This window comes from Rodentibacter sp. JRC1 (assembly GCF_020521555.1).
Lineage (GTDB): Bacteria > Pseudomonadota > Gammaproteobacteria > Enterobacterales > Pasteurellaceae > Rodentibacter > Rodentibacter abscessus.
In genome coordinates this window covers 2,323,565-2,343,394 of record NZ_BPWA01000001.1, presented here as the reverse complement: position 1 = coordinate 2,343,394, position 19,830 = coordinate 2,323,565, and the positions used below count along the sequence as shown (strand labels likewise).

At 42.1% G+C, this 19,830-nt stretch carries 20 protein-coding genes; 16 read left to right on the top strand and 4 right to left on the bottom strand.

Translation table 11 applies throughout. The annotated features are described in order from the left end of the window. The first annotated feature begins 121 nt into the window (after window positions 1-121). On the top strand, window positions 122-2,392 hold the full coding sequence (metE, locus tag HEMROJRC1_RS10610) for a 5-methyltetrahydropteroyltriglutamate--homocysteine S-methyltransferase (protein WP_226692882.1): 2,271 nt from the start codon (window positions 122-124) through the stop codon (window positions 2,390-2,392). Between the two features lie 77 nt (window positions 2,393-2,469). Here metE and HEMROJRC1_RS10605 read toward each other — a convergent pair whose 3' ends face one another. The 3 genes from HEMROJRC1_RS10605 to pepN all read right to left on the bottom strand — a co-directional run bounded on the left by HEMROJRC1_RS10605 (window position 2,470) and on the right by pepN (window position 7,005). Further along, window positions 2,470-3,294: a PHP domain-containing protein gene (locus HEMROJRC1_RS10605; RefSeq protein ID WP_226692881.1), complete on the bottom strand. Its 825-nt coding sequence runs from the start codon at window positions 3,292-3,294 to the stop codon at window positions 2,470-2,472. Continuing rightward, window positions 3,294-4,313: a quinone-dependent dihydroorotate dehydrogenase gene (gene pyrD / locus HEMROJRC1_RS10600; RefSeq protein ID WP_226692880.1), complete on the bottom strand. Its 1,020-nt coding sequence runs from the start codon at window positions 4,311-4,313 to the stop codon at window positions 3,294-3,296. Before pyrD ends, HEMROJRC1_RS10605 begins: the two co-directional genes overlap by 1 nt. 82 nt (window positions 4,314-4,395) lie before the next feature. Next, window positions 4,396-7,005: an aminopeptidase N gene (pepN, locus tag HEMROJRC1_RS10595; RefSeq protein WP_226692879.1), complete on the bottom strand. Its 2,610-nt coding sequence runs from the start codon at window positions 7,003-7,005 to the stop codon at window positions 4,396-4,398. Window positions 7,006-7,166: 161 nt separating this feature from the next. Here pepN and purE point away from each other — a divergent pair, with 161 nt between their 5' ends. The 14 genes from purE to HEMROJRC1_RS10525 all read left to right on the top strand — a co-directional run bounded on the left by purE (window position 7,167) and on the right by HEMROJRC1_RS10525 (window position 18,030). Next, window positions 7,167-7,664, top strand: coding sequence for a 5-(carboxyamino)imidazole ribonucleotide mutase (gene purE, locus HEMROJRC1_RS10590; protein WP_226692878.1), 498 nt, complete (start codon window positions 7,167-7,169; stop codon window positions 7,662-7,664). A 296-nt stretch (window positions 7,665-7,960) separates the two neighbouring features. Next, the gene (purK, locus tag HEMROJRC1_RS10585) at window positions 7,961-9,049 is read left to right on the top strand and encodes a 5-(carboxyamino)imidazole ribonucleotide synthase (RefSeq protein ID WP_226692877.1); all 1,089 of its coding nucleotides are present in this window, start codon (window positions 7,961-7,963) and stop codon (window positions 9,047-9,049) included. A gap of 139 nt (window positions 9,050-9,188) precedes the next feature. Then, window positions 9,189-10,379, top strand: a complete 1,191-nt coding sequence (locus tag HEMROJRC1_RS10580; protein ID WP_226692876.1) for an amino acid aminotransferase — start codon at window positions 9,189-9,191, stop codon at window positions 10,377-10,379. 184 nt (window positions 10,380-10,563) lie between these two features. Continuing rightward, window positions 10,564-11,466 carry an urea transporter gene (locus HEMROJRC1_RS10575; RefSeq protein WP_226692875.1) on the top strand — a complete coding sequence of 301 codons (903 nt, stop codon included), beginning with the start codon at window positions 10,564-10,566 and terminating at the stop codon, window positions 11,464-11,466. A gap of 21 nt (window positions 11,467-11,487) precedes the next feature. After that, window positions 11,488-11,790, top strand: coding sequence for an urease subunit gamma (gene ureA, locus HEMROJRC1_RS10570; protein WP_226692874.1), 303 nt, complete (start codon window positions 11,488-11,490; stop codon window positions 11,788-11,790). 142 nt (window positions 11,791-11,932) lie between these two features. Beyond that, entirely contained in the window at window positions 11,933-12,238 is a 306-nt protein-coding gene (gene ureB, locus HEMROJRC1_RS10565; RefSeq protein ID WP_226692873.1) for an urease subunit beta, read from the top strand. Between the two features lie 12 nt (window positions 12,239-12,250). Next, on the top strand, window positions 12,251-13,969 hold the full coding sequence (gene ureC / locus HEMROJRC1_RS10560; RefSeq protein ID WP_226692872.1) for an urease subunit alpha: 1,719 nt from the start codon (window positions 12,251-12,253) through the stop codon (window positions 13,967-13,969). Between the two features lie 102 nt (window positions 13,970-14,071). Next, the gene (locus HEMROJRC1_RS10555) at window positions 14,072-14,554 is read left to right on the top strand and encodes a pyridoxamine 5'-phosphate oxidase family protein (protein ID WP_226692871.1); all 483 of its coding nucleotides are present in this window, start codon (window positions 14,072-14,074) and stop codon (window positions 14,552-14,554) included. Between the two features lie 65 nt (window positions 14,555-14,619). Continuing rightward, window positions 14,620-15,177 (top strand): urease accessory protein UreE, encoded by a 558-nt coding sequence (ureE, locus tag HEMROJRC1_RS10550; protein ID WP_226692870.1) that lies wholly within the window; start codon window positions 14,620-14,622, stop codon window positions 15,175-15,177. Then, complete coding sequence (locus HEMROJRC1_RS10545) at window positions 15,162-15,857, top strand: urease accessory protein UreF (RefSeq protein WP_226692869.1); 696 nt, start codon at window positions 15,162-15,164, stop codon at window positions 15,855-15,857. Before ureE ends, HEMROJRC1_RS10545 begins: the two co-directional genes overlap by 16 nt. Window positions 15,858-15,902: 45 nt before the next feature. After that, entirely contained in the window at window positions 15,903-16,145 is a 243-nt protein-coding gene (locus HEMROJRC1_RS10540; protein WP_226692868.1) for an antitoxin, read from the top strand. Beyond that, window positions 16,145-16,570 carry a type II toxin-antitoxin system VapC family toxin gene (locus HEMROJRC1_RS10535; RefSeq protein ID WP_226692867.1) on the top strand — a complete coding sequence of 142 codons (426 nt, stop codon included), beginning with the start codon at window positions 16,145-16,147 and terminating at the stop codon, window positions 16,568-16,570. Before HEMROJRC1_RS10540 ends, HEMROJRC1_RS10535 begins: the two co-directional genes overlap by 1 nt. A gap of 3 nt (window positions 16,571-16,573) precedes the next feature. Next, on the top strand, window positions 16,574-17,209 hold the full coding sequence (gene ureG / locus HEMROJRC1_RS10530) for an urease accessory protein UreG (protein ID WP_226692866.1): 636 nt from the start codon (window positions 16,574-16,576) through the stop codon (window positions 17,207-17,209). Further along, entirely contained in the window at window positions 17,209-18,030 is an 822-nt protein-coding gene (locus tag HEMROJRC1_RS10525) for an urease accessory protein UreD (RefSeq protein WP_226692865.1), read from the top strand. The genes ureG and HEMROJRC1_RS10525 overlap by 1 nt, the downstream gene beginning before the upstream one ends. 25 nt (window positions 18,031-18,055) lie before the next feature. On the opposite strand, the gene cdd is transcribed toward HEMROJRC1_RS10525, so the two are convergent. Continuing rightward, the gene (gene cdd, locus HEMROJRC1_RS10520; RefSeq protein WP_226692864.1) at window positions 18,056-18,934 is read right to left on the bottom strand and encodes a cytidine deaminase; all 879 of its coding nucleotides are present in this window, start codon (window positions 18,932-18,934) and stop codon (window positions 18,056-18,058) included. A gap of 395 nt (window positions 18,935-19,329) precedes the next feature. Between cdd and HEMROJRC1_RS10515 the strand changes: the two genes are divergently transcribed. Continuing rightward, complete coding sequence (locus HEMROJRC1_RS10515) at window positions 19,330-19,812, top strand: Dps family protein (protein WP_226692863.1); 483 nt, start codon at window positions 19,330-19,332, stop codon at window positions 19,810-19,812. Window positions 19,813-19,830 lie beyond the last annotated feature (18 nt).

Here is a 19,830-nt window from a genome sequence, read left to right as displayed (position 1 = left end):
ATTAATTTAATTCATAATTAATCTGAATTTTATGACCTTGCATAATAAAAAGAATATCGGCATTATGCTTTTACCTCAGACGCTTAGCCGTCTACTTTAAAAAAGCATAGGAGTATAATACATGACAACATTCCACCTTTTAGGTTTTCCACGTATCGGCGCAAAGCGCGAACTAAAATTTGCTCAAGAACGTTATTGGCGTGGCGAGTTAGCAGAACAAGATTTGCTGGATTTAGCAAAAGCATTGCGTGAAAAAAACTGGAAACATCAAGCAGAAGCAAATGCGGATTATGTGGCGGTAGGCGATTTTACTTTCTACGATCACATCTTGGATTTGCAAGTGGCGACAGGGGCAATTCCAAGTCGTTTTGGATTTGATAGCCAAAATTTAACATTAGATCAATATTTCCAACTGGCACGCGGTAACCAATCCCAATTTGCGATTGAAATGACCAAATGGTTTGATACCAACTATCACTACTTGGTGCCGGAATTCCAAATCAACACCGAATTTAAAGCCAATCCGACCCACTATGTGCGACAAATTCGTGAAGCGAAAGCATTAGGTTTAAATGTGAAACTGACGATTGTCGGCCCATTAACATTCCTTTGGTTAGGAAAAGAAAAAGGGCAATCTTTTAACCGCTTCGATTTATTGGCGAAATTAATCCCTGTTTATGTCGATATTTTAAATTCACTTGCCGCAGAAGGCGTTGAATGGATTCAAATTGATGAACCTGCACTTGCGGTAGATTTACCAACAGAATGGATTGAGGCTTATCACAGCGTCTATACCGAATTAAGCAAAGTCAGTGCGAAAATCTTGCTTGCAACCTATTTCGGTTCTGTGACAGAACACGCCGACTTATTAAAATCCTTGCCTGTTGACGGTTTACACTTGGATCTTGTACGTGCTCCGGAGCAAATTGCCGCATTTCAAGATTACGCCAAAGTGATTTCTGCCGGTATTATTGACGGTCGCAATATTTGGCGGGCGAATTTAACCCAAGTGCTTGATATACTTGAACCACTAAAAACAACATTGGGCGAGCGTTTATGGATTGCGCCGAGCTGCTCCTTGCTCCATACCCCTTACGATTTAGCAATAGAAACACAACTCCAAACCAATAAACCCGAGCTTTATAACTGGTTAGCATTCACATTACAAAAAGTGGAAGAATTGCGCCTGATTAAAACCGCACTTGAACAAGGTCGCTCTGCAATCCAAGCAGAATTGGCCGCCAATCTACAAGCGGTAGAAAGTCGCACAAATAGCACGGATATTCATCGTCCTGAAGTCGCAGCACGATTAGCGAATTTACCAGCAAACGCCGATCAACGTAAATCGCCGTTTGCAGAACGTATTGCCAAACAAAATGCGTGGTTAAATCTGCCACTCTTCCCAACTACCAATATCGGTTCATTTCCGCAAACCAAAGAAATTCGCTTGGCACGCGCTGCATTTAAAAAAGGTGATTTAAGTGTCGAAGACTACGAAAATGCAATGAAAAAAGAGATCGAATTTGTGGTTCGCGAACAAGAAAAACTTGATCTTGACGTATTGGTACACGGCGAAGCCGAGCGCAACGATATGGTGGAATATTTCGGCGAGTTACTAGAAGGGTTTGCATTCACAAAATTCGGATGGGTACAAAGTTACGGTTCACGCTGCGTGAAACCGCCTATCATTTATGGTGATGTCGTACGACCTGAACCAATGACGGTTCGTTGGTCGCAATACGCCCAAAGACTCACTCCAAAGCCGATGAAAGGAATGCTCACAGGCCCCGTTACCATTCTTCAATGGTCTTTTGTACGGAATGATATTCCACGCTCAACCGTGTGTAAACAAATCGGTGTAGCACTTTCTGACGAAGTATTAGATCTTGAAGCCGCAGGCATTAAAATCATTCAAATTGATGAACCTGCTATCCGCGAAGGTTTACCGCTAAAACGGGCAGATTGGGAAAATTACTTACAATGGGCGGGCGAAGCATTCCGCTTAAGTTATATGGGCATACAAGATGACACACAAATTCACACCCATATGTGCTATTCGGAATTCAACGACATTTTACCGGCGATTGCAAGCTTAGATGCAGATGTGATTACCATTGAAACTTCTCGTTCGGATATGGAATTACTCACTGCCTTTGCCGATTTCAATTACCCGAACGACATTGGACCGGGCGTGTATGACATTCATAGCCCACGTGTGCCAAAAGCAGAAGAAATCGAACATTTACTTCGCAAAGCACTAAAAGTCGTACCGAAAGAACGCTTATGGGTAAACCCTGATTGCGGTTTAAAAACCCGTGGTTGGTCAGAAACCATTGAGCAATTAAAAGTAATGATTGAAGTAACGAAAAAACTGCGTGCGGAATTTCAATAAATCTTAGTCAATTTAAAAGGGGAAGTAAAATTCCCCCCTTTTTTTCCAGCATTATCACAAAATAAACAAAAAACGATCTAAAACAATTCCCAAACCGCTTTTACATCGTCCGGTAACACTAAATTTTTTCCTAATTCAACCCAACCGCAAGGGAAATGAAAATCCGATCCGACCGAGCCGACAAATTCAAACTCTCTCGCCCAGCGGGCAAGTAGTTGGCGTTGATCTTTCGTTTGTCCGCAGTCGGCGACTTCCATTCCATCACCGCCCCAATTTTTGAAATCCGTCATTAGTCTGCGCACCCATTTTCCCGTCATATTATAACGTAGCGGGTGGGCAATCAGGGCAATGCCGCCTGCTTTATGAATGGTATCAATGGCGGTGGGAATATCTGTCCATTCGGCTTTTACAAATGCGGATTTCCCTTGCCCTAAATAGCGTTTAAATGCTTGCCCGTCATTGGATACTTTGCCGATTTGCACCAAATAGCGAGCATAATGGGCGCGGGTTACCTCACCATCAGCCAATGACTTTGCTCCCTCATAAGCATTCGGCACACCGGCTTTCTCTAATTTTTTGCCGATTTCGACCGCTCTTTTCTCACGCAAGGCTTTTTGGTTGGCTAAAAGTGCGGTCATTTCCGGGTGGGTTTTATCGAAATTTAACCCCACAATATGAATGCCTCGTCCTTCCCAATCGGTCGAAATTTCCACGCCGACAATCAATTCAACCCCTAATTCATCTGCGGCGATTTTGGCTTCATCAATGCCGGCAACCGTATCGTGATCGCATAATGCCAACACATTCACACCCTGCTCTGCCGCACGCTGCACCACTTCCCTTGGACTAAGAATGCCGTCTGAGGCACTGCTGTGACAATGTAAATCGTATATTTTTGTCATTATTTAATCTGTTTTACTAATTCTTTGACTAATTTCGGCCCGTGATAAATCAAACCCGAATAAACCTGTAATAATTCCGCTCCTGCTGCTATTTTTTCTTGTGCATTTTGCACGCCGTCAATGCCGCCGCTGCCAATAATCGGAATTTGTCCCTTCAATTCTTCATATAAACGTTTGATAATTGCCGTACTTTTGTGTTGCAACGGCTTACCGCTTAATCCCCCCTGCTGCTCCGCATTTTTTAAACCGGCAACCGTATCACGGGAAATGGTAGTATTGGTTGCAATCACACCGTCCATTTTATGACGAACCAAAGCATCGGCAATTTGCACTAATTCTTCCTCAGACAAATCGGGTGCAATCTTCACCGCTATCGGCACATATTTATTATATTGATCCGCCAAAATCGCCTGACGGGCTTTAATGCTTTGCAACAGATCGTCAAAATAATCGCCATATTGCAAACGGCGTAAATCCGGCGTATTCGGTGATGAAATATTCACCGTAATATAACCGGCATAGTTGTACGCCTTATTCAAACAGAAAATATAATCGTCTTTGCCGTGTTCTAACGGTGTTTGCTTATTTTTACCGATATTAATGCCAATCACACCGCGATAACGCGCTTTCTTCACATTTTCGATCAAATAATCAATGCCGTTATTATTAAACCCATTCCGATTAATAATCCCCTCCGCTTCAATTAATCGAAATTGACGAGGTCTCGCATTGCCGTCCTGCGCCAAAGGCGTTACCGTTCCCACTTCCACAAAGCCAAAACCAAGTGCGCCAAAGCCATCAATGGCATCACCGTTTTTATCTGCACCTGCCGCTAGCCCGATCGGATTCGGAAAATGCACCCCCATCACGGTTTTTTCCACACCTTTAGGGGGAGAAAGCAACGATCTCAAAAGCGGCTGAAACAAAGGATGACCGGCAAATTTTAAACATTGAATGGTGAAATTATGTGCATTTTCCGCATCCATTTGGAAAATACATTGACGGAATAATTTATACATACTCGTTTATCTCTCAGGATAGTTGACTGTAAAAAAGTTCGGTCAAAATCAACCGCACTTTGTGTGGTTTTCTATTACTTTCCTACCGCAGTGCCTTATCGATTTTCTCAAATAAATCTTTGGAAAGATTTTCAACGGCAGTCAAACGTTCTAATGCCCGTTTCATTAAGGTTTGGCGTTGAGCATCATAGCGGGCGAAGCGAATTAAAGGTTCGATCAATCGTGCAGCAACTTGCGGGTTGCTATCGTTTAAGCGAATTAATACATCCGTTAAAAAACGATAACCCGAGCCACTGATTTCATGGAAAGCTTTAAGATTTTGGTTTGCAAAGCTCCCCACCAGTGAACGCAACCTGTTCGGATTGTTGAAATTGAAACTTGGGTGATCCATAAGCTGATTCACGATCTCCAACACATTCTCATCAGGGCGTGTCGCTTGTAAAGCAAACCACTTGTCCATCACCAAACCGTCTTGTTGCCATTTTTGTTCAAAATCGGCGAGTAAAGTATCACGGCACGGTAATGCGGCTTTTGTTGCGGCAGTCAGAGCGGCAAGTGTATCCGTCATATTATGCGCCGCATTGTAGTGCTTATGTACCATATTATTACCAAGCGATGTGTAAGCCAGATAGCTCAAACAAAGGTTGCGCATTGCACGTAAGGCGATATCTTGTTGAGTTACACGATAATCTTCCAAACGGATATGGTTATAAGTTTTAAGCAATTGATCTTTTAAAAATTCCGCAATAGTGCGCAACATAAATTCACGAGCTACCACAATGCCGTCCGGATCGATGGTTTTGAAATTTTCGGCAAATTCAATATCACGAGGTAAGGTGAGAATTAATGTTGAAAGTTCAATATCGCTTTCATAGTTTTCCAAAACTTGTGAAAGTGCGGTTAAAATTTGCGGTGAAATTTCAAATTCCTCACCTTGCTGGAAATGGCTCACGTTGCGCCGTAATTCATTAGTAAATAATGTTTGTGCCGCATCCCAACGCACAAAGGCATTTTCGGCAAACTTTAACAATGTGAGAAGTTGTTCGGTGGTGTAATCATAATCTAATTTTACCGGTGCAGAAAAATCTGCCAATAATGCCGGAACCGGACGACCGTAAATGCCATGAAACTCAAATTCTTGATCTTTTTCCGTGATATTCAACACGCAGCTTAAAGGCTCACCATTATGCTGTAACATTTGTTTTGTGCCGTCTTGCGCATATAACGCTATTTTAAGCGGAATGTGTAAATTCACTTTTTCCATTTGATCTGCAGTCGGCGGTGTAGATTGTGAAACGGTGAGGCGATAAGTGCGGGTTTGCTCGTCATAAGCATCACTAATCAGCAGTTCCGGCGTGCCGGATTGGCTATACCAACGGCGGAATTGGGTTAAATCAAGATCATTCGCCCGTTCCATTGCTGAAACAAAATCTTCACAAGTTGCCGCTTTTCCATCATTTTCCGCGATATACAATGCCATTCCTTTTTGGAAACCTTGTTCCCCCAATAAAGTATGCAACATACGGATCACTTCCGCCCCTTTTTCATACACGGTCACGGTATAGAAATTATTCATTTCAATCACTTTTTCCGGGCGAATCGGGTGTGCCATTGGGCCTGCGTCTTCAGCAAATTGAGTCGTACGCAAAAATTTTACATTGTTGATACGATTCACCGCACGTGAGCCGGTATCTGATGAAAATTCTTGATCACGGAATACGGTTAAGCCTTCTTTTAAACTTAATTGAAACCAATCCCGACAGGTTATGCGATTACCCGTCCAGTTGTGAAAATATTCGTGCGCAATCACGCTTTCAATGGCATGATAATCATCATCGGTTGCCGTTTGCGGATTAGCCAATACAAATTTAGAATTAAAAATATTCAATCCTTTATTTTCCATTGCTCCCATATTGAAAAAATCTACGGCAACGATCATATAAATATCTAAATCGTATTCGAGATTAAACCGATCTTCATCCCATTTCATCGCTTTTTTCAAACTTTCCATCGCCCAACCGGCACGATCCAAGTTGCCACGATCCACATAAAGTTCTAAGGCGACTTCCTTTCCGCTCTTGGTGATGAATTTATCTTGTAAAAGATCAAAATCGCCTGCGACTAATGCAAATAAGTAGCTCGGTTTCGGGAAAGGATCATTCCATTCAACCCAATGACGACCGTCTTCTAAATCTCCTTCGGCAATACGGTTGCCGTTAGAAAGTAAATACGGATATTTGGCTTTATCCGCCGTGATTTTGGTGGTGTAACGCGCCAAAACATCGGGACGATCCAACATATAGGTGATTTGACGAAATCCCTCCGCCTCACATTGCGTGCAAACACCTTCGCCGGATTGATATAAACCTTGTAATGAGGTGTTTTCTGCGGGAATTAAAATCGTCACAATTTCAAGTGAAAATTCAACCGCACTTTTGGCTGTTAAATCTAAAGTTAAGCCTTCGCTATCTTGTTGATAGGCAGTGAAAGGTTCACCGTTAAATTTAATGGAAGAAAATTGAAAACTATGACCGTCTAAACGTAAGTGTGTCGCTTCGTTGTTTAAACGCTTAAATTGTGTGGTTGCCGTCACCACCGTACGTTGCGGATCTAAGTGAACGTCCAAATAAATATCCGTTACGGTAAAATCGGGTTGTTTATAATCTTTTCTATACTTTGCCTTGGCTAACATAACTTGCCCTTTGTCTCAGGAAAAAACTGCGCTTAGGATATGATTTTACGGTGAAACTTGCAATGATATTTTCCATTAAAACAATTGAGCAAACGTTTGCTTAACTTTGCCGAATTATGCTATTCTACGCAGCGTTTTTTAGTTTTATGTGAGAGCAAAAAATGTCTGCAACACAAGCAAAAATTGCCATTGTTATGGGTTCAAAAAGCGATTGGACAACCATGCAAGAGGCAACTCAAATTTTAGATGAACTCAACGTGTCTTATCACGTTGAAGTCGTTTCCGCCCATCGCACACCGGATAAACTCTTTACTTTTGCCGAAAATGCACAGCAAAACGGTTATAAAGTGATTATTGCCGGCGCAGGCGGAGCAGCACATTTACCGGGTATGATTGCAGCAAAAACCCTTGTACCGGTACTTGGCGTTCCGGTGAAAAGTTCTATGCTAAGCGGTGTGGATAGCCTCTATTCTATCGTGCAAATGCCGAAAGGGATTCCGGTCGGCACATTGGCGATTGGCCCTGCCGGTGCTGCCAATGCCGGATTGCTTGCGGCACAAATTCTGGCCGCTTGGGATCACGAATTGCTTTCACGTTTGCAAACTTTCCGTGAAAAACAAACCAAAAGCGTACTGGATAACCCCGATCCGAGGATATAAAACCTTTTCAAATCTGACCGCACTTTAAAAGTAAAAGTGCGGTTGTTTTTCAGTATTATGTAGCGGTTGCACAAATCATCGTAGGGTGTCGTTAGGCGAAGCCGTAACGCACCGATAGCGGGTTTAATGATGAAATGGATTGTAGGGCCATATTGCATACGCCCAATTCCGTAAGAGGGCTTATCAGGGCGTATGCAATACGCCCCTCCCCCCGAGAAATATCGGATATAAAATTCTCTTTGTGCAACTGATACATGATACCGTTATTTTTTCGATTATTTTTTATGAGAAATCCCATGCAAAAATCGTCTCTCTACCCTACCGTTTATGTACTCGGCAATGGTCAATTAGGCAGAATGCTTCGCTATGCCGGTGCGCCTTTAGATATTCAAGTTGAACCTTTAGCCTTCAATGCGCCTGTATTCGATTTACCGCAAAATGCGGTGATTACCGCTGAAATCGAGCGTTGGGAAAAAACGCCTTTAACTGAATTACTCGGTCATCACAAAAATTTCGCCAATCAAGCTATTTTCGGCTTACTGGCGGATCGCTTTACACAAAAATCCTTGTTAGATGAACTGAAACTTTCCACATCACCTTGGTGTTTATTGGAAGATAAAGCGCAATGGCAGCAAGTATTCCAAAATGTGGGAGAGAAAGTTGTCGTAAAACGCCGTACAGGGGGTTATGACGGACGGGGTCAATGGATCATTAACAACGATAATAAAGAAGATATTGCCAATGATTTGTTTGGAGAAGTGATTGCCGAAAAATTCATCCCCTTTGATTATGAAGTCTCCATCGTCGGTGCACGTTTTAGAAATGGTGAAAAACGTTTTTATCCGGTTACGCATAACCTCCAACAAAACGGTATTTTGCGCTATAGCGTGGTAGATACCGATTTTCCGCAACAGTCCGTACTACAAAAACAAGCTGAGACAATGTTGGGGAAAATTATGGATAAACTCGGCTATGTGGGTGTAATGGCAATGGAATGTTTTGTCGTAGGAGAACAACTGTTGATTAACGAACTCGCACCACGCGTACACAACAGCGGACACTGGACCCAACTCGGCTGCACAGTCAGTCAATTTGAACTCCATTTGCGAGCCTTACTTGACTTGCCGACACCGGAGTTAAACATCGTTGCACCAAGTGTGATGGTGAACTTAATCGGTACGGAGCACAATGAGAAATGGCTCAACACGCCTTTCGCACAACTTCACTGGTATGGTAAAGAAGTAAGAGCAGGACGCAAAGTCGGGCATATTAATCTTTCCCATCCGGATAAATCCGTACTCGTTCAACAACTAGAAAAACTGAGTAATGAATTGCCGACAGATTATCAATCAGGATTACACTGGGTGGGCGATAAATTAAAATAAATTCATTTTTAACCGCACTTTTTGATGTAATTTATAAAACGCTAAAGTGCGGTTCATTTTTACAGTGTTTTTACTTGCTAAACATAAATGCTTGCAGTATAAATTAGCCGACTTACACACATCAAAAAAGGAAAACGCTATGTTTGAAAACATTAAAGCCGCCCCTGCCGATCCGATTCTCGGCTTAGGCGAAGCATTCAAATCTGAAACCCGTGTGAATAAAATCAACCTCGGTATCGGGGTTTATAAAGATGCCCAAGGTGCAACGCCGATTATGCGAGCAGTCAAAGAGGCGGAAAAACGCTTACTTGATAAAGAAAATACCAAAAATTACCTCACGATTGACGGCATTGCCGAATACAATCGCTTAACTCAAGAATTGTTATTCGGCGCAAGTAGTGAAATCGTGAAAAATCACCGTGCGAAAACCGTACAAAGCCTTGGCGGAACAGGTGCTTTACGTATTGCGGCGGAATTTATAAAGCGTCAAACTAAAGCGCAAAATGTGTGGATTAGCACACCGACTTGGCCAAACCACAATGCTATCTTCAATGCCGTGGGAATGACAATTCGTGAATACCGTTATTATGATGCGGAAAACAAAGCTCTTGATTGGGATAACCTTATCGCTGATTTAAGCAATGCCGGTGAAGGGGATGTTGTGTTACTTCACGGTTGTTGCCATAACCCGACAGGTATTGACCCGACACCGGAACAGTGGAAACAACTTGCCGAGCTTTCTGCACAAAACGGTTGGTTGCCGTTATTCGACTTTGCTTATCAAGGTTTAGCAAACGGTTTAAATGAAGATGCGATCGGTTTGCGTACCTTTGCGGAAAATCATAAAGAATTGTTAGTCGCAAGTTCATTCTCAAAAAACTTCGGCTTATATAATGAACGTGTGGGTGCGTTTACTTTAGTTGCCGCTGATTCCGATATTGCAACAACCGCATTAACGCAAGTGAAATCCATTATTCGCACGCTTTACTCCAATCCGGCATCACATGGTGCGGCAACTGTCGTTCAGGTATTAAGCGATGCGACACTTCGTCAATCTTGGGAAGATGAACTCACTGAAATGCGTGAACGCATCAAAAAAATGCGTCATTTATTTGTACAACTTCTTAAAGAATACGGTGCGCAGCAGGATTTCGGCTTCATCATTGAACAAAACGGCATGTTCTCCTTTAGTGGTTTAACCGGTGAACAGGTTGATCGCTTAAAAGAAGAATTTGCAATTTACGCAGTGCGCTCAGGTCGTATTAATGTGGCAGGGATAACAGAAGACAACATTCGTTATCTCTGTGAAAGCATTGTAAAAGTGCTTTAATGCTTAACTTCATTCTCACTATTAAAAGCGCATCGTATATGCGCTTTTATTTTTCACAATAAATGAGGTTAATTTTAGAAATAATTGAGTAGATGAATAGATATTCAAACATTATCCAATCAAATCTAAACTATTTTAGAATTTATCTTTTTATATTCGGCTTGTCTTTTCAGAGGGAGGCTTTATGCAATTTATAAAAATTGTTCTCGTCGGAATCGGGCAAATTTTTTTACAAGAAAACGGATTATCGGGGCTTATTATTTTTATTGCGATGTTTTTTAGTCATTGGACACTTGCTGTCGGCTGCTTACTGGGTTCAATTATCGGCACAGTAATTGCCATCATACGCCACTATCCGGAAAATGAAATTAAACAAGGTTTATATGGTTTCAATGCCGCACTTGCTTTTATGTGCACAATGTTCACATTCGGATTAAACGGTACTTCTCCGCTTATCTTCTTTCTCGGTGCGATGAATTCCACTGTTGCGACACTCACTATGCGTGAATTTACCAAAAGAAATCGGATTGCTTACACTTTTCCTTTTGTTCTGACTTGTTGGATTTTTTGTTGGGGCGTAGCACAAATCGGATTATTTGGATTATCGCAAACTACACCAAATCTTGTCGATCACACTGCGACATTGGATTCTATTAATCAACCATTTTATGCTTGGGCAGAAGTTAACTTTGGATCAAGCTTAATCACCGGCTTATTGTTATTTATTGCCATTGTGATTAGCTCTCCTATCGCAGCAATTTGGGGAATGACAGCAACCATTATCAGCCCGTTTATCGCCGCTTGTTTATTTAAAATAGAACCGAATCAACTCGCAAACGGTATTTATAGTTTCTCCGCCATTCTAATAGCCTGTGCCTTTGCCGGTAACCGACTACGCGATTTTATGTATGTCGTTATCGGAATTATCCTCGCTATTTTTGTTCAATTTACTATAGCGCAAACAGGTCTTGCGACTTATACTATCGGCTTCATTATTTCTGCTTGGTTTGTTTTATGGTTTAAAAACAAAATCGAACGTAGCAAATTAAGCTCTAAAACATTCACTCACCTATTTAATCCCAAATAATACTAATAAAAGAAGGTAAATATGCACTTAACCTCAAGAGAACAAGAAAAATTGATGCTTTTCCTCGCCGGTGAATTAGCTACAAAACGTAAAGCGCGCGGTGTAAAACTCAATTATCCGGAAGCAATCGCCTATATCGCCAGTCATCTGCAAGAAGCAGCGCGCGATGGAATGACCGTGGCAGAAGTGATGCAATATGGAGCAACGCTTTTAACCGTTGATGACGTGATGGAAGGCATACCTGAAATGGTGCACGAAGTGCAAATTGAAGCGACCTTTCCGGACGGTACAAAATTAGTTACCGTACATCATCCGATTAGATAAAATGTTCCCTATTCTCCCTTATTTTTGTAAGAGGAGTTTAAAGGGAAGGGTAAAATTGATAACGCATTGAGAAAAACAGCTCTTTCTCCGCTCCTGCAGGACGAAAGAAAAAAGAAAAAGCTTAAACATAAGGATTTAAATAATGATCCCCGGAGAATACAAATTAGCAAACGGTGATATTCACGCCAATGTGGGGCGAAAAACCGTGAAAATTGACGTAGTGAACAAAGGCGATCGACCGATTCAAGTCGGTTCACACTATCACTTTTTTGAAACCAATAATGCCCTTGAATTTGACCGCACTTTAGCACGCGGTATGCGTTTAAATGTGCCTTCCGGCAATGCAGTACGTTTTGAACCGGGTGAAGCCAAAACGATAGAGCTGGTAGCATTTGGCGGAGAACAAGTGATTTATGGTTTCCATAACAAAATTGACGGAAAATTATAATAAGGGGAAAAAATGGCATTAGTAATTCCAAGAGCCCAGTATGTTGCAACTTATGGCCCGACAGTCGGCGATAGTGTTCGTTTAGGAGATACCGATTTATGGGCGACGATTGAACAAGATTTATTAACCAAAGGTGATGAATGCAAATTCGGTGGCGGCAAATCGGTGCGTGACGGAATGGCGCAATCCGGCACGGCAACCCGCGATAATCCGAACGTATTGGATCTTGCGATCACCAACGTGATGATTATTGACGCAAAACTCGGCATTATTAAAGCAGATATTGGTGTTCGTGACGGTCGTATCGTCGGCATCGGTCAAGCGGGTAATCCGGACACAATGGACGGAGTAACGCCAAATATGGTTATCGGTGCAAGCACTGAGGTTCATAACGGCACAAATTTAATTGCCACCGCCGGCGCAATCGACACGCATATTCACTTTATCTGTCCGCAACAGGCACAGCACGCCATTGAAAGCGGTACAACGACACTTATCGGTGGCGGTACAGGACCGGCAGACGGCACACACGCCACCACTTGTACTCCCGGTGCTTGGAACTTACAACGTATGTTCCAAGCGGCGGAAGCATTACCTGTAAATGTGGGCTTTTTCGGCAAAGGTAACTGTTCTACCCGAGAACCCTTAAGAGAACAAATCCGTGCCGGCGCATTAGGCTTAAAGATCCACGAGGACTGGGGCGCAACACCGGCAGTAATTGATGCAGCCCTAAAAGTGGCGGACGAAATGGACGTACAAGTGGCAATCCACACCGATACCCTTAACGAAAGCGGTTTTTTAGAAGACACGATGAAAGCCATTGACGGACGCGTTATTCATACCTTCCACACCGAAGGTGCAGGCGGTGGACACGCACCCGATATTATCAAAGCGGCAATGTATGCCAATGTGCTCCCCGCTTCCACTAATCCAACCCGTCCGTTCACCGTGAATACCATTGACGAACATTTGGATATGCTAATGGTTTGCCATCATTTGGATAAATGCGTACCGGAAGATGTAGCATTTGCCGATAGCCGCATTCGCCCTGAAACCATTGCAGCAGAAGATATTTTGCACGATATGGGTGTATTCTCAATAATGAGTTCCGACTCACAAGCAATGGGACGTATCGGCGAAGTGGTTACGCGAACATGGCAAACCGCAGATAAAATGAAAGCACAACGTGGTAAATTAGGCTCAGAAGGGAATGATAATTTCCGCATTAAACGTTATATCGCCAAATACACTATTAATCCCGCCATCGCGCATGGTATTTCCGAGCACATCGGTTCACTTGAAGTGGGAAAAATTGCCGATATCGTATTATGGAAACCTATGTTCTTTGGGGTAAAACCAGAGACCATTATCAAAAAAGGGCTTATCAGTTACGCCAAAATGGGCGATCCGAACGCCTCAATTCCTACACCGCAGCCCGTATTCTATCGCCCAATGTTCGGCAACCAAGGGGCGGCAACAGCCCAAACTGCCGTATTATTCGTTTCAGAAGCGGCAAAACAAGCCGATATTCAAACAAAATACGGCTTACACAAAGAACTGATTGCCGTCAAAAACTGCCGCAATATCGGGAAAAAAGATTTAGTGCATAACAATGCAACCCCTGAAATCACCGTAGATCCGGAACGTTATGAAGTACGTGTGGACGGTGAATTAATCACCTGCGAACCGGCAGAAAAAGTCCCGTTGGCGCAAAGGTATTTTATGTTCTAAGTTGACCGGTTAGCCTTAAAAATTCAATAAATTCCGCCGACTAAAAGCGGCTAAATTTAAAAATTACTAATTTAGCTGCTTAGTGATAACAAGGAAATAAAGATGAAGAATCCCAAAATTCGTCGCCGAGATCGAGCTATAACCGACTACAACCAAATGTTGGAAATTATGGCGCAATGTGATGTTTGTCGTTTAGGTTTGCGTGATAATGAAAGTGTTTATATCGTGCCATTAAACTTTGGTTTTACAACTGAGAATGAGAAACTTACACTCTATTTCCACGGCTTTGTAAAAGGTAAAAAAATAGATTTAATTCAACAAACTCCTATTGCCGCCTTTGAAATGGATCGCAAACACAGCATTGTAAAAGCAGATATCGCTTGCCATTATTCCTTTTTATATCAAAGTATTATGGGGAAAGGTGAAATTTCCATTATTGACAATGAGGAAGAAAAAATCGCTGCTTTGCAATGCTTAATGGCAAATTACACTCAGAAAAGCAACTGGCAATTTGAAAAGCAGGAGTTACAAAAAATTGTAGTAATCAAATTAGTTGTAACCGAATGGTCTTGTAAAGAGCACTAAAGTGCGGTCAATTTCCAACAAGTTTTAAATCAATTCAATTTTAGATCCCAGAATAACGAAAAAATATGAAAATCATCAACCCGATTCTTCCTATAATGGATACCATTCTAGGCAATTTAGCCGAGCTCCGCACAGAAGGGAAAATTACCCATCAAACAATAGAACACGTGGCATTACATTGGTATGAAAGCGAGCGAAATATTCTACGTAAAACGACAAATACAGGGCGTGAAGTCGCTTTTCGTCTGCTTAAAGAAGGACAACGTTTAAAGCACGATGACGTGGTGTTTATCAGTGATAAACTTGTGATTGCGATTGAAATCTTGCCAAGTGAGGTGATTGTTCTCTCGCCTAAAACCTTGCCCGAAATGGCTCGGGCGTGCTATGAAATCGGCAATAAACATTCACCTCTGTTTTTAGACGGTGATGAAATCACCCTGCCCTATGACAAACCGATGTTTGAATGGTTACAAGCTGCAGGATTTGAGCCGCAAAAAGCAGAACGCCGTTTAAGCCAAGCCTTGCGCGCCAATTCGGCACAGGGACACGGGCATTCCCATAGCCACTCACATGATCATCACGACTATCACCACCACGGAGATGGATTGTGGCACAAGCATTAACACAGCTCGGTGCGTTATTGCATCTTGTTGATCCCACCTTGCCTATCGGTGGTTTCAACCATTCCAATGGTTTGGAAACCTTTGTTCAACAAGGGGTAATAAACAGTAAAGCAAACCTTAAAGAATATGTTCAAACTCAACTGTTGCAAAATTGGATTTACAATGACGGGGCATATTTATCCCTTGCCTTTGAGGCAATGGCTACGGACAATTTAGCCCGTTTGATTGAATTGGATCAAGATTTAGCCGCCACAAAAATTGCCCGAGAAAGCCGTGAGGGCAGTTATAAATTAGGCGTTCGATTGCTCAAGATTTTTATCCGCTATGAAACCAACCCGTTACTGGTAAAATTTCAACAAGCCATCAGCCAAAATCAAGCGAAAGGCTTCTTTCCCATCGTCTTTGCAATGGTGGCGCAAGCGATGAAACTTGATAAGGCGGAAACACTCTATGCCTTTTACTATAATGCGGCAGTCGGTGTAATCACTAACGGGGTGAAACTTGTGCCATTAAGCCAAATGGACGGGCAGGATATCCTGTTTGGCTTGCGAGAGCCGATTGCAAGTGCGGTCGAAAATAGTCTTAATCCTGATCCGCAATGGCTCGGAGCAGCAACATTGGCAAGCGATATTCGCTCAATGCAACACGAAACCCTTTATAGTCGGTTGTATATGTCTTAGAATATATACAAAGAATGATTTTGTTTATACATCAAGGGGGAAAAAATGCTAACCAAAGTTTTTCAAAGTGGTAATTCTCAAGCGGTGCGTATTCCTGCGATTTATCGTTTGGATACGGATACGGTTGAAATCACACCAATGGCAGACGGTAGTTTACTATTAAGTCCCAAACCTGCTTGTCACAATGGCACGGCTTTTTTAGAAGCCTTTTCGGGCTTTGATGAAGCATTTATCGAAGCGGTAGAAAAACGAGAAAATTTACCCATTCAAGAACGTGAGGCTTTTTGATGACGACTTATCTACTAGATACCAATATTTGTATCTATATCATCAAAAATAAGCCTATACATATTGCTCAAAAAGTGGCAAGCATTCCAAAAAGTGATCACATTGCAATGAGTTATATCACCTATGCAGAGTTACTTTTTGGTACGTATAAGAGCAGTAAACCACAGCAAGCGATAGCACGCCTTGAAGCATTAACACAAGTTGTACCTGTGTTATGCCCTGACAAAATGATCATTCCTCATTATGCCGAGCAACGTCATATTTTGGAACGTTCGGGCAAAATGATTGGAGCGAATGATTTATGGATTGCGGCTCACGCCTTATCTTTAAAGGCGATTCTAGTCAGCAATGATACGGAATTTCAGCGAATTGATGGCTTATTGTTGGAAAATTGGGCAGAACATAATGAATCTAAAGAGGAATAAAAAATGCGTAACTACATTAAAATCGGAGTAGCAGGCCCTGTGGGGGCGGGAAAAACCGCTTTAATCGAACGTTTAACTCGGGAAATTGCTAACAAATATAGCGTAGCCGTTATCACTAACGACATTTACACCCAAGAAGACGCGGAATTTTTAACCAAGAACAGTTTGCTTCCAGCGGAACGGATTATGGGCGTTGAAACAGGCGGTTGTCCGCACACGGCAATCCGTGAAGATGCTTCGATGAATTTAGAAGCGGTCGATGAAATGGTCGCACGTTTCCCTGATTTAGAAATCGTCTTTATTGAATCAGGCGGTGATAATCTTTCTGCCACCTTTAGCCCCGATTTAGCCGATGTAACGATTTTCGTTATTGACGTGGCTCAAGGCGAGAAAATTCCTCGTAAAGGGGGGCCGGGTATTACCCGATCAGACTTATTAGTGATCAACAAAACCGACCTTGCGCCCTTTGTTGGAGCAGATCTTGGTGTGATGGAACGAGACGCACGCCGTATGCGAAACGGACAACCCTTTATTTTCACTAACCTAATGAAAAATGAAAACCTAGACGGCGTGATTGGTTGGATTGAAAAATATGCTTTATTGAAAAATATCGATGACCCACAAAGTTTGGTACGCTAATGAATAGTAAACTTAAACTTTCCACAAAACTGTCTTCCAATGGCACGACTCAACTTGCGGAATACTTTGCAACACCTCCCTTTAAAGTAATGACCTTGCCGAATTATTCCGCCACTTGGTTGAACGGATTAAATGCGATGCAGATGTCCTCCTCTCCCGGCGTGTTGGCGGGCGATCTGCTGGATATTCAAATTTCTTTGGCAAAATTGACCGCACTTTCGCTCAACACGCAAGCTTTCACCCGTGTACAAGCGATGAATGAAGGCGATAGTGCCGAGCAAATCACCCACATTCAGCTTGCCGAACAAAGCCGTTTATTTTATTTGCCCCACCCTTTAGTGCTGCATAAAGATTCGGCATTCAAACAAAAAACCACAATAGAAATGCGGGAGAATAGCGAGCTGATTTACGGTGAAATTATTGCTATCGGGCGGGTGTTAAACGAGGAGCGTTTTACATTTCGTCAGTTCTCTTCACATTTAAAAATTTATGCCTTACAAAATGAGGGAAAAAAACGTCCTCTGGTATCCGATTGTATCCAATGGCTGCCTGCTCAAATGAATCTGACCGCTCTAAGCCAAATGGAAGATTATTCACATCAAGGATCACTGATTTACTTAAACTTGAGTAAAAGTGCGGTCGAATTAAAAGGGATTTTACAAGATATTCACGCCCTGATTTCCGAACAAAAAAATATGTTGGTCGGTGCATCACTCCTGAATGAATCGGGAATAATAGTGCGAGTGCTGGGTCATCGTGCCGAGCTGCTCCAAACGCTTTTTCAAATCCTTGCAGAACGCTTTCAAGTAACAAATAAATAATGGGAAGATCACTCTTCCCTCCATTTTACACTTTTACATATTCTAATGGCGGCAAGTTCAGCGCGCATAAAAGCTGTTCCGCCATCGTTTTATGACTTAATTTTACCGGTCGTTCCGCCATCACTATACGCTGAATCTCCTCCGTTTTTTTATTATTCAAATAAACAAAATTCAAGGCGGTTTGTAATGCAGGCAAACTCGGGTTAAACGCCGCATTTTCGGCATATCGTCCGGTTATAATTGCACCATCACTAAATTGAATCGCCACACCGTGAGGGCTTTCAGAATAGGGGCAATGCGCCTGACTTGCGGCGAAAACGGCTTGATTAATCAATTCATCCGCATTATTGATATTCAAATAATGGGGTTCTTTCGCTAACAAATGCACGGCAATACCTAAATCTTTCGGCCCAAAAGCATCCGGTAAATAATTGTGTAAAGGGTTATTCATACTATGCGGAAGATGGATTTTTAAATGTTCTGCCTTATGGAGTTCATTCATAAATTGGCGGCAATGTCCGCAAGGCGTGTAGTTTACCACCACATCCGTCACGCACTTTTCGCCCCGTAGCCAGGCATGGCTAATTGCACTTTGCTCCGCATGGATGGTTTGCTGAATCGCCGTGTCGGCAAATTCTTGATTTGCACCGAAATAAAAATCGCCCGCCTCCCCAATCGCAATCGCACCGACATTAAAATGAGATACTGCCGTATGGCTGTAACAAGCGGCAACCGGTAGCAAATGCAGTGCTAGTTTTACCGGTGTGATTTCAAACTTTTGGCAAAGTTTCTCTACCTGTCGGTAATTCAAGAAACCGGCATATTGTCTCTGTTCAAGTTCTTCCGTGATAGCTTGGTTTAATGCAACATCCTGTGGTAATACGTGTTTAATTAACTCTAGCATAGTCCCTCCTTGAAAAAACACCGCTATTATGTAGCACTTGCACAAATCTTTGTAGAGTGCTGTTAGGCGAAGCCGTAACGCACCCTACCCCCAATAAATATTGAATATAAAATTCTCTTTGTGCAACTGATACATAATACCGAAAAACACTTTAAAATTTAACCGCACTTAAAAATACTATTAACAAGGCGATGATTTATTAAATCAATGGAAAAATCAGTAGTTAGATAGATTAATCGCTAAATGCTTTTTTAAATAAAGATTCAATATATATTCCCTATTAATCCTATCTATGTAAAGTCACTTTATTCCCTATATTTTCTGTGTATAATAAGCCCATCTAATGCAGAGTTGCTTAGAGAAGAATGAATTCACAATACAAAGAGGAAAATACTATGTCAAAAACATCTATCGGACTAGACAAAGAACAATCCGCAGAATTAGCAAGCAAATTAAACGACCTACTTGCAACCTACCAAGTTTTTTACACCAATGTGCGTGGCTATCACTGGAATATTAAAGGCGTAAATTTCTTTGAATTACACGCAAAATTTGAAGAAATCTACAATGATTTAGTCACCAAAGTAGATGAAGTGGCGGAACGTATCCTCACTTTAGGTTACACCCCGAACAATGGTTACAGTCAATACTTAAAAGTATCCCGTATTAAGGAAGATATCGCAGTAAGTAGTGCACAAGACTGCTTATCAGGTACATTATCAGGCTTAAAAGTATTACTCGAACAACAACGTGAAATTCTTGAAGTTGCCGGTGAAGCGAATGATGAAGGTACGGCTTCTCAAATGAGCGATTACATCAAAGAACAAGAAAAACTTGTATGGATGTTCCAAGCGGCTTGCCAAACTTGCCATGCTTAATTTGAAATAACTTAAAAA